The organism is Nocardioides sp. zg-1230 (assembly GCF_013155335.1).
Taxonomy (GTDB): domain Bacteria; phylum Actinomycetota; class Actinomycetes; order Propionibacteriales; family Nocardioidaceae; genus Nocardioides.
On sequence record NZ_JABJQZ010000008.1, the window covers coordinates 40900 to 50937 of the forward strand.

Genomic DNA, 10038 nt, shown 5'->3' on the forward strand with positions numbered 1-10038 from the left:
GCGGCACCGACGGAGCTGGCGGGGACCGCGCCGCACCTGTGGAGGACGCCCGGATCGGCGGGGCTGTGGACGATCGGTGGCCAGATCTGCGGCAACACCGCCAGAGCGACCGGGCGCCGGTCAGTCCTTGGGCGGGTCGATGTCCTGCGGCGCGAGCTCCTCGACGTTGACGTCCTTGAACGTCAGCACCTTCACGTTCTTCGCGAAGCGGGCCGGGCGGTACATGTCCCAGACCCAGGCGTCGGTCATCGAGACCTCGAAGAAGACGTCGCCGCTCTCCGAACGGGCCTTCACGTCGACCTGGTTGCACAGGTAGAAGCGACGGTCGGTCTCCACGACGTACTTGAAGATGCCCACGACGTCGCGGTACTCGCGATAGAGGGTGAGCTCCATCTCGGTCTCGTACTTCTCGAGATCCTCGGCGCTCATCGGTCCTCCTCGGTCGTGCTGCCCGGCTCGAGGCCGACACTAGCCACCTGGTCCTCGCCGACCGGCTCCAGACCCGCCGCACGCCGCACGTTGACGAACCGCATCCGGTGGGCCGGGCACGGGCCGAGCCGGGCGAGCGCTGCCTCGTGGTCGGCGGTGATGTAGCCCTTGTGGGTGCGGAAGTCGTAGTCGGGCCACTCGTCGTGCAGGCCGACCATCAGCCGGTCGCGCGTCACCTTCGCGACGACCGAGGCTGCTGCGATGCAGGCCGCGACGCGGTCGCCCTTCCAGACCGCCAGGCCCGGGACGCCGAGGCCGTCGACGGGGAACCCGTCGGTGAGGACGTACGACGGCCGCGTTCCGAGGCGGGCCACCGCGCGACGCAGCGCCTCGACGTTGGCGACGTGCATGCCGAGCCGGTCGCACTCCTCGTTGTCGATCACCACGACCGACCACGCCAGCGCCCGGCGGACCACCTGGGCGTAGACGCGCTCGCGTGCGGCCTCGGTGAGGAGCTTGCTGTCGGCCAGCCCCGGCACGATGCCCGCCTTGCCCGGCGGGAGGATGACGGCGCCGGCGACGAGCGGCCCGGCGCACGCACCCCGCCCCGCCTCGTCGACGCCCGCGATCGGGTCCAGCCCGGCCCGGCGCAGCGCACGCTCGTAGCCGTAGATCCCGGCGTCGCGGCGTACGGTCATCCCGCCCGGCAGCGGCTCGGGCGGCAGCTGTGGCGAGAGCGTCACGGGGTCGGGTCCGGCACGTCCTCGAACGTGGTCGGACGGGAGTTCCAGCGGAAGCGGTCAGCGGGCCACAGCAGCACGAAGACCTTGCCGACGACCAGGTCGACGGGGACGAACTCGTCCCCCGGGACGCACTCTGTCTCGTCGGACTGGCACATCTTCTGCGAGCTGTCGGCGGAGCGGGAGCGGTTGTCACCCATGACGAAGATGTGTCCGTCGGGGATGGGGCCCACGGTCCACTTCTCGTCGCACGCACCGTTGGTCGGCATCGGCCCGTTGCAGCTCGCGCCACCACGCTTGACGTAGTCGGACTCGTCGAGCGGCTGCCCGTTGACGATGAGGCGCCCCTGGTCGTCGCAGCACTCGATGGTGTCGCCGGCGACGCCGACGACGCGCTTCACGAGGTGCCCACCGGTCGGGTAGAGCCCGACCTTGGCCATCACCTTGGCGACCGGGTTGGTGGGGCCGGCCGAGTCGACCGGCGGCAGCCAGCCGCCCGGGTCCTTGAAGACCACGACGTCGCCGCGCTCGGGCTCGCCGTCGCCCCAGTAGGAGACCTTCTGGATCAGGATCCGGTCGTTGAGGATGAGGCCCGGCTCCATCGACTCCGACGGGATGTAGAAGGCCTGGACGAAGAAGGTCTTGATGACGATCGCGAGCACCAGCGCGACGCCGAGCAGCAGGATCGTCTCCTGCCACAGCGGCAGCTGCTTGCGCTTGCCGCGACCGGCCTTCTGCTCCGACACCCGCTGGGTGCGACCACTCATCGCGCCATCCTCAGACTGCTCCTTCACACGCGACGACCGCGGTTCCTCGCCCGCTGAGAGGGACGAGGAACCGCGGCCATCGGAAGTCACTCGCAGAGACTAACGAGTCCCTGGTCGAACCGACGCCTCGCGGCGCGGTGCGACGGATCACGCCTCGCGGCGCTCCTTGATCTTCGCAGCCTTGCCGCGCAGGTTGCGCAGGTAGTAGAGCTTGGCGCGGCGCACGTCGCCGCGGGTCACGACCTCGATCTTCTCGAAGATCGGGGAGTTGACCGGGAAGGTGCGCTCGACGCCGACGCCGAAGGAGACCTTGCGGACGGTGAAGGTGCGGCCGATGCCCGAGCCGTGCACGCGGATCACGACGCCCTGGAAGACCTGGACACGCGAGCGGCTGCCCTCGATGACCTTGACGTGGACCTTGACGGTGTCGCCGGCGCGGAAGTCCGGGACGTCGTCACGCTTGATGGCGGTGCCGAGGTCGGCGATGACGTTGGTCATGACGTTGCTCCTCGCGAGTGCCACAGGTCAGCCGCGGTTCGTGGTGGTGATGGACTTGGCTGGTGCTCGGTGCGACCGGCCGGCGCGCCCCCTGTGGCAGGTGCGGTACGGCGGGACCCCGGCGCGGTGCATCGACTGATGCATCCGGGCGACCCTGGCCTCGAGCGGACCAAGGGTGAAGTCTGCCAGAGCCCAGCGGTCAGCGTGAAATCCGCTTCCGGACATCCTTGGTGAGCACGACGGCACCCGGCGGGGCCTTCCGGTCGGCGCGCAGGCGGAACCCCGCCTTCTTGTACATGCGCAGGTTGTCGGTCGAGCCCGCCCCCGTGAAGAGGACGTACGTCGTCACGCCGGCCGGGGCGAGTGCCTCGACGAGCTCGAGCAGCGCGCGTCCCAGACCCCGTCCCTGCAGGTCGGGGGCGACCATGACCCGGCCGATGTCCCACTCGCCGTGCGAGTCGACGCGACCCCGGACGGCTCCGACGAGGCGTCCCGAGCTCGGCTCGCGAGCGACCATGACGGTCCACTCCCCCAGCCCGCGGCGTACGTCGTCCAGCGACTCGCGCAGCGCCGGGATCTCCACGCCCGGGTTGGCCTCGAGCTCCTGCAGCCAGCAGGCGCGCTGCAGCGTGTAGAGCTCGCCCGCGTCGGCAGGGACGGCCGGGCGCACGTCGAGGTCGTCGAGGGCAGCCACGAGTCCGGTCGCCGGCAGCAGGTCGGGACGGCGCTCGGCCGTGCGACGCTCGGCCTGCTCGCGGCGCCAGGCGGCGATCCGCGCGTGATCGCCGGACAGCAGCACGTCGGGGACGTCGCGCCCGTTCCAGGAGGCCGGCTTGGTGTAGACGGGGTACTCCAGCAGGCCGTCGGCGTGCGACTCCTCGACCAGGGACTCGGCGTTGCCCATGAAGCCCGGCAGCAGCCGCACGACCGCCTCGGTGATGGCGAGCGCCGCGACCTCGCCGCCGTTGAGGACGTAGTCGCCGAGCGAGACCTCCCGCACCGTGCCGATCGTGGCGGCGTGCTCGATGACCCGCTGGTCGATGCCCTCGTAGCGCCCGCAGGCGAAGACGAGGTGGTCGACGCCGCTCAGCTCGTGGGCCAGCGCCTGCGTGAAGGGCTCACCGCTCGGAGTGGTGAAGACGATGGTCGCTCCCTGCGCCACGGCGTCGAGGGCCTGTCCCCACGGCTCGGGCTTCATGACCATGCCGGCGCCGCCGCCGTAGGGCGTGTCGTCGACGGTGCGGTGGCGGTCGCTCGTCCACTGCCGCAGGTCGTGCACCTCGATGTCGAGCAACCCCTTGTCGCGCGCCTTGCCCGGCAGGCTCAGCTGCAGCGGGGCGAGGTAGTCGGGGAAGATGGTGACGACGTCGATCCTCACGACCCGGCCTCGTCCGCCGCGTCGTCGGGGAAGGGCGAGACCAGGCCCGGCCGGTCGGCCACCACGACCCGACCGGCCTCGAGGTCGACCTCGGGCACGAGCGCGGTCACGAACGGCACGAGCGCGTCACGGCCGTCGGCCGTGCGGACGGTCAGCAGGTCCTGCGCCGAACCGTGGACCAGCGCCGTCACGGTGCCCAGCGGCGTGCCGTCGACGTCGACGACGTCGAGCCCGACGAGCTGGTGGTCGTAGAACTCCTCGGGGTCGTCAGGGGTCTCGTCCAGGCCGATGGTGGCGTACAGGACGGTGCCGCGCGCGGCTTCCGCGGCGTTGCGGTCGGCCAGCTCCTCGAAGGTCACCAAGAGCGTGCTCTGGTGCCACCGGGCGCGCGCGACGGTGAGGCTCGACGGACGCCGGTCGGCCCCCGCGGGTGCCTCGGCGCGCAGCGTCGTACCAGGGGCGAAGCGCCGCTCGGGCTCGTCGGTGCGTACGTCGAGGGTGACCTCGCCGCGGATGCCGTGGGGCTTGCCGATGCGGCCGACCACGACCTCGATGTCCTCGCTCACCGGGCAAGCGTAGAGGGACTCGGCGGTGAGTCTCCCAGCGACTCAGGGCCGGACATGCACGACGGGCGCCACCCCGGATAGGGGTGACGCCCGCCTGATGATGCTGTGGTCAGCGCCTGCGGTCGGTGTCCACGCTACGTCGGATGCTTCGCGGACACCGGCAGGTGCCTAGCGCTACCGCCGGCGGTCGGTGTCCACGAAGTCCACCCGCGCGCCGCCGCGGCCGGCGAGGGCCGAGACGACGGTGCGGAAGGCGGTCGCGGTGCGGCCGTTGCGGCCGATCACCTTGCCGAGGTCGTCGGGGTGCACCCGGACCTCGAGGATCGAGCCTCGACGCAGCTGCTTGTCGCGGACCGTGACGTCGTCGGGGTGGTCGACGATGCCCCGCACCAGGTGCTCGAGAGCCTCGGCCAGCACGTCGCTCACGCCTCGCTCTTGCCGGCGTCCTCGGCCGTCACGGTCTCGGTAGCCTCCGCGGCGTCAGCGGCGCCCTCGGGCGTCTCCGACGCGGGAACCTCGGCCGGAGCCTCGGCAGCGGCGGGCTCGTCGGCCTTCTTGTCGGCCTTCTTCTTCGAGGTGGTCGCGGAGCCCTTCGACTCGGCGGACACCTCCTTGAGGGCCTCGTTGAAGATGTCGAGCTTGGAGCGCTTGGGCTCCTTGACCTTGAGGGTGCCCTCGGTGCCCGGCAGGCCCTTGAACGTCTGCCAGTCACCGGTGACCTTGAGGATCGCCTCGACGGCCTCGGAGGGCTGCGCACCCACGCCGAGCCAGTACTGGGCGCGGTCGGAGGTCACCTCGATGAGGGAGGGCTCCTCCTTGGGGTGGTACTTGCCGATCTCCTCGAGCACCCGACCGTCGCGCTTCTTGCGCGAGTCGACGACGACGATGCGGTACTGCGGCACCCGGATCTTGCCCAGGCGCTTCAAACGAATCTTGACGGCCACGTTTGTGGTGTCTCCTCAGGAATTGTCGTGGGTGAGGGACCGTTCCCAGGTGGGGTCACCGGTGCTGGTCCTTCGAAGGGCTCTGCGTCGCTCGGATGAGAGGGTCCGGGCGCGCAGGACACGAGGGAAGATTCTGCCAGAGGTACGACCCACCCACCAATCGGGTCGCCTCACCCGCCCGTGGCAGCTCGACAGACGGTCTCGAAGAAGTACGTCTCCGGCATCACCTCGTCCAGCGGCGTCTCCTCGTGGTGGGTCGTGACGCCCTCCCGCGTGACGTGGCCGCTGAAGGTGCCGACCTCCCCCGGAGGTTCGACGACGGTCCCGACCACGCGCACCAGCGACGGGCCATCCGCGGGGCGGATGTCCCAGATGGTGCCGGTGGTGATGATCGTGACGGTCGAATCGTCGCCCCGGACGCCGAACGGCTCGTCGAAGCGGACATTGGTGATGATCGTCGCCGTCGTCGGACCGCCGGGCGTGGCGCTGAAGTAGTCGATGTCGCGACTGCGGAAGTGGCGGTCGTAGTTGAGGTAGTCGTGGTCGTAGTAGCGCGTCTGGTGACGGTACGAGACGAACCGGTTGTGCAGCTGGGTGTGGCACGGGAAGTCGACCGGCTGCCACCCCGTGTCGAGGTGTCGCTCGCCGGTGCAGACAGGCCCGGTCCGGCGCACGCGGCACGTGAACGGCGCGAAGGACGAGTCGAGGGTGGTCGGCACCAGCAAGGACTGGTCGACCTCCTCAGGTGGGTCGGCCTGCGCGACCGAGGCCGGCAACGCGGTGGCGGTGAGCAGGAGCACGAGGACAGCTGCTCGCGTCCTGAACGAGCGAGACGTCATGGCGGGGTCCCTCCGTGAGTAGGTGATGCCCTCTTACAGCCACCGGCAAGGTCCGGGGTTGACCTCAATCGTCCGCGGACTGCCAGGTACCGACGTACACGACCCGGTCGATGGGATCGAGCATGCCGGTGGCGTCGCCGAGGTGCAGCTCCCCCGGTTCGAGGCGCCAGTCGAGCGCCAGCACGCAGCCGGGACAGCCGCTGCTGCTGCTGGTGAGCACGAGCCGACCCTCGTCGTCGTAGGACACGCGTCCGGCATCGCCTCCGCTCCAGCCGTCGGCGTAGCGACCGCTCTGGCTGAAGACGTCACGCGACAAGGACAGAAGGACGGGCAGTCGGTCGGCGGACCCCAGGTGTTCGCGCAGGAAGGCACCGTCGGCCCCGGCTGCGACCAGCTCCTCACGGGTGATCACCCTGCGCCAGTTCGAGGGAGGGATCACCGGGTGAGACGGGGACGCGACCGTGGCAGTGCGTGCGTCGACCGGGTCCGCACCTCGCCCCCCGGCCACCCCATCGCCGCCCAGCACCCACCCGAGCGTCGCGCCGCTGCCCAGCAGCAGGACCACCGCCGATGCTCCGGTGAGCACGGTGTGACGACGGTTGCGCCGGTGGACGCGAACGAGGCGCGCCTCTCCTTCGGGTCGGAACGACATCGCGTTGGTCTCGAGACCCCGGCGCAGGCGGTCATCGACGGACATCGTCGACCTCCTCCTCGCCGAGCACGGTCGCGAGCCGGTGCCTCGCCCGGTAGAGGTGCTGCTTGACAGTGGAGTCCGAGACGCAGAGGAGCTCGGCGATCTCGTGCACGGACCGGTCCTCCCAGTAGTAGAGGACGACGGCTGCCCGCTGCATGGGCGCGAGCTCGGCCACGGCCCTGGCCACGTCGGGGTCCGGGGTCTCGTCGTACGACGCCGGCTGGGCGAGCCGCTCCTTCTCCGGACGGGCCGCGGCGCGCTGCACCTCGCGGACCGCGATCCGGATCGCGACCCTCCTCACCCACGCCTCCGGGCGCTCGTACGCCGAGACGGTGCGCCAGTGCCGCAGCAGGCGGTAGAGCGCCTCCTGGGTGATGTCCTCGGCGCGACCCCGGTCGCGGACGATCAGGTAGACCGTCCTGGACACCGGCGCGAAGCAGGCCCGGAAGTACCAGTCGTACTCCTGCTGCTCAGCGGCTCGCATGCCATGCCTCCATGACAGGGAACAGCCGCGCGGCAGCTCGACGGTTGACCCGTCCCGCTCATCTTCTCGCGGGGCTCAGGCGGCGTCCAGACCGATGAAGGCGCGCACGGCCTCGGCCCCGGTGACGCGGATGGGCTCGGCGCCCCTGACGAGGTCCTCGGGGGTGAGGACGAGGCCCTGGTTGAGCGCGAGCTCGCCCTCGCGCCGCTTGATCCGGCTCACCGTGGTGGGTCGGTAGCCGACCTTGCGGGAGACGCCGAGCGACGCGGGGTTGTCGAGGAAGGCCGCCGAGGTGATCTCCTCGAAGCCGAGGTGGTCGAAGAGCAGCTCGCACATCGCCCGGCGCATGGCCGTGCCGAGCCCGCGCCCCTGGAACTCGCGCCCGAGCCACGACCCGGTCTCCCCCGTCCTGGTCACCGGGAAGTGCCTGGATGCGACCCCCTGGGCGCCGATGACCCGACCGTCGAGGAGCACGGCGAGGTCGAGGCAGAACTCCTCGGGCGAGAAGGTGGAGCGCTTGCCCCAGTGGTACGCCGCGGTGTTGCGGGCGAGCTCGCCGGGCGGGGCCGCGGTCCACGGGAAGTAGAACGGCATCTCGTCGGGAGGGTGGATGCCCCGCTCCGCGAGGTCGCACAGCTCGAGGATGAGCTCGTCGGAGAGTCCCCGCAGCTCGAGGGGGCCGGCCTGCACGTGCAGGCCCAGCGGCGGGAAGAGGTCGACGAGTGTGCTCACGGGCCTATCCCATCCCGCCGGGGCATCGCCGCTCAAATCGGTTTCGACACAGCAGGTCGTCCGAGGGGACATGGCCCGAAGTGACTACACGACATGCCCGTTCCTCGAATTGTCTGGACCACCGACTTACTGCAAGGTGGGTCGCCGTCAGTACTCCATCCCCCCAATTCACAGGAGCACTCTCAATGAACACCACCCGGCGCATCACCGCCACCGCCCTCGCCACCGCTGCGCTCGTCGCGCCGTCCGCGCTGTCCGCCACTGCCGTGGCAGCGCCGGACAAGCCGACCAAGCCGGCGAAGACGGTCAAGGCGCAGACCAAGCAGCTGCTCAAGGACATCGCGGGCAAGGACAAGCGCCTCGCCCGGCTGTCGACCAGCAACGCCGTCGAGGCCCTGGCCGACGACACCGAGGCCGAGGTCGTGGCCAACGTGACCGACGCTCGGACCGCCCTGACCGACCTGAAGGCCGCCGTCGAGGCGGCCGACAGCACCGTCGACACCCGGGCCGTCCGCAAGGAGCTGCGCTCGTTCCGCGTCGAGAACTTCCGGATCGTTGTCAACATCGTGAAGAAGGTCGAGGGCCTCGAGGAGGCCGCAGCGACCGACCCGGAGGCCGTCAGCCACCTGGCGGCCGCCGAGGCCGCCGCGCTGGAGATCACCGCCACCAGCACCAAGGCCGACATCCGCGACGTGCGCGACCACGTCAAGGCTGCCCAGGCCGAGCTCGAGGGCGAGACCGAGGCGGACACCACCGCCTGATCGCACATCGCGTCCGCACGAGGGGCGGTCACCCGGCCGGGTGACCGCCCCTCGTCGTCGATGGGCTCAGCCCACCACTGAGCCCCCACTCAGCCCAGCACTCAGCCCAGGACTGACTGGCCGCGCAGCACGACCCGCGTCGGCGTACGCAGCACGGACAGGTCGGCGCGCGGGTCGCGGTCGTAGACGACGAAGTCGGCGGACGCGCCCTCGACGAGACCGTCCACCCCCAGCCACTCCCGGGCCCGCCAGCTGGCCGCGCCGAGGGCGTCGTGCGCCGGCATCCCGATCCGCACGAGCGCCTCGATCTCGCCGGCGATGTTGCCGTGGCGGCTGATGCCGCCGCCGTCGGAGCCGGCGTAGATCGGCACGCCCGCCTCGTAGGCCGCCATGATCGTGGCAGGCATGCGGGAGTAGAGGTCGTTCATCGTCTCGGCGTAGGCCGGGAACTTCTCCTGCCCCGCGGCAGCGTGCTCGGGGAACTTGTCGAGCTGCATGACGGTCGGCACCAGGCGGGTGCCGTGCTGGACCATCGCGTCGATGAGGTCCTCGGTCAGGCCGGTGCCGTGCTCGATGCAGTCGATGCCCGCCTCGATGAGCCCGGGCAGCACCCCGTGGCCGAAGCAGTGCGCCGTCACCTTGGCGCCCTCGGCGTGGGCCGCTGAGATCGCGTCGGCGAACGCCTGCGCCGGGAAGGACGGTGCGAGGTCGCCCTCGTCCCGAGAGATCCAGTCGCCGACGAGCTTGATCCACCCGTCGCCGCTGCGGGCCTCCTGCGCGGCGTACGACGCCAGGTCGGCCGGCTCCACCTCGTGGGCGTAGCCGCGGATGTAGCGCTTCGTGGCGGCGATGTGCCGACCGCACCGGATCAGGCGGGGCAGGTCGTCGCGGTCGTGGATCCAGCGGGTGTCGGCCGCCGAGCCGGCGTCGCGGATGAGCAGGGCCCCGCCGTCGCGGTCGGCGATGGCCTGCTGCTCGGTGGCCGCGTCGTCGGTGGCGCCGAAGTCGTCGAGCCCGAGGTGGCAGTGCGCGTCCACCAGGCCGGGGACGATCCAGCCCTCTGCGACGGTGTCGGCCCCCGCCTGGGGCTCGTAGGTGACGCGGCCGTCGACGACGTAGAGGTCACGCGGCTCGCCGTCGGGCAGGACCGGTCCGCGGTAGCGCTGGGCTGGCTCGAGGGGCATGCCGGGCACGCTATCGCCAGCC

At 71.0% G+C, this 10038-nt stretch carries 14 protein-coding genes; 1 reads left to right on the top strand and 13 read right to left on the bottom strand.

Annotated features, from left to right (window positions below):
* Window positions 1-120: 120 nt before the first annotated feature.
* The 12 genes from HOO61_RS19565 to HOO61_RS19620 all read right to left on the bottom strand — a co-directional run bounded on the left by HOO61_RS19565 (window position 121) and on the right by HOO61_RS19620 (window position 8071).
* On the bottom strand, window positions 121-429 hold the full coding sequence (locus HOO61_RS19565) for a DUF2469 domain-containing protein (RefSeq protein ID WP_172259171.1): 309 nt from the start codon (window positions 427-429) through the stop codon (window positions 121-123).
* Window positions 426-1127 carry a ribonuclease HII gene (locus HOO61_RS19570; RefSeq protein ID WP_172260063.1) on the bottom strand — a complete coding sequence of 234 codons (702 nt, stop codon included), beginning with the start codon at window positions 1125-1127 and terminating at the stop codon, window positions 426-428. The genes HOO61_RS19565 and HOO61_RS19570 overlap by 4 nt, the downstream gene beginning before the upstream one ends.
* Window positions 1128-1168: 41 nt before the next feature.
* The gene (gene lepB / locus HOO61_RS19575; RefSeq protein ID WP_172259170.1) at window positions 1169-1936 is read right to left on the bottom strand and encodes a signal peptidase I; all 768 of its coding nucleotides are present in this window, start codon (window positions 1934-1936) and stop codon (window positions 1169-1171) included.
* 147 nt (window positions 1937-2083) lie between these two features.
* A complete protein-coding gene (rplS, locus tag HOO61_RS19580; RefSeq protein WP_135840759.1) occupies window positions 2084-2434 on the bottom strand; it encodes a 50S ribosomal protein L19 in 351 nt (116 codons plus the stop codon).
* A gap of 199 nt (window positions 2435-2633) precedes the next feature.
* Entirely contained in the window at window positions 2634-3812 is a 1179-nt protein-coding gene (gene trmD, locus HOO61_RS25060; protein ID WP_172259169.1) for a tRNA (guanosine(37)-N1)-methyltransferase TrmD, read from the bottom strand.
* Entirely contained in the window at window positions 3809-4378 is a 570-nt protein-coding gene (rimM, locus tag HOO61_RS19590; protein WP_367650154.1) for a ribosome maturation factor RimM, read from the bottom strand. Before rimM ends, trmD begins: the two co-directional genes overlap by 4 nt.
* A gap of 174 nt (window positions 4379-4552) precedes the next feature.
* Window positions 4553-4795 carry an RNA-binding protein gene (locus HOO61_RS19595; protein ID WP_090973096.1) on the bottom strand — a complete coding sequence of 81 codons (243 nt, stop codon included), beginning with the start codon at window positions 4793-4795 and terminating at the stop codon, window positions 4553-4555.
* A gap of 5 nt (window positions 4796-4800) precedes the next feature.
* Window positions 4801-5322, bottom strand: a complete 522-nt coding sequence (gene rpsP, locus HOO61_RS19600) for a 30S ribosomal protein S16 (RefSeq protein WP_172259168.1) — start codon at window positions 5320-5322, stop codon at window positions 4801-4803.
* A gap of 170 nt (window positions 5323-5492) precedes the next feature.
* On the bottom strand, window positions 5493-6161 hold the full coding sequence (locus tag HOO61_RS19605; protein WP_172259167.1) for a hypothetical protein: 669 nt from the start codon (window positions 6159-6161) through the stop codon (window positions 5493-5495).
* 64 nt (window positions 6162-6225) lie between these two features.
* Window positions 6226-6858, bottom strand: coding sequence for a hypothetical protein (locus tag HOO61_RS19610; protein WP_172259166.1), 633 nt, complete (start codon window positions 6856-6858; stop codon window positions 6226-6228).
* The gene (locus tag HOO61_RS19615) at window positions 6845-7339 is read right to left on the bottom strand and encodes an RNA polymerase sigma factor (RefSeq protein WP_172259165.1); all 495 of its coding nucleotides are present in this window, start codon (window positions 7337-7339) and stop codon (window positions 6845-6847) included. Before HOO61_RS19615 ends, HOO61_RS19610 begins: the two co-directional genes overlap by 14 nt.
* Before the next feature lie 75 nt (window positions 7340-7414).
* Window positions 7415-8071: a GNAT family N-acetyltransferase gene (locus HOO61_RS19620; RefSeq protein ID WP_367650153.1), complete on the bottom strand. Its 657-nt coding sequence runs from the start codon at window positions 8069-8071 to the stop codon at window positions 7415-7417.
* Between the two features lie 185 nt (window positions 8072-8256).
* On the opposite strand from HOO61_RS19620, the gene HOO61_RS19625 reads away from it, so the two are divergent.
* Window positions 8257-8832, top strand: coding sequence for a hypothetical protein (locus HOO61_RS19625; RefSeq protein ID WP_172259163.1), 576 nt, complete (start codon window positions 8257-8259; stop codon window positions 8830-8832).
* 101 nt (window positions 8833-8933) lie between these two features.
* Here the strand turns inward: HOO61_RS19625 and HOO61_RS19630 are convergent, their stop codons facing one another.
* The gene (locus HOO61_RS19630) at window positions 8934-10016 is read right to left on the bottom strand and encodes an amidohydrolase family protein (RefSeq protein ID WP_172259162.1); all 1083 of its coding nucleotides are present in this window, start codon (window positions 10014-10016) and stop codon (window positions 8934-8936) included.
* Between the last annotated feature and the right edge of the window lie 22 nt (window positions 10017-10038).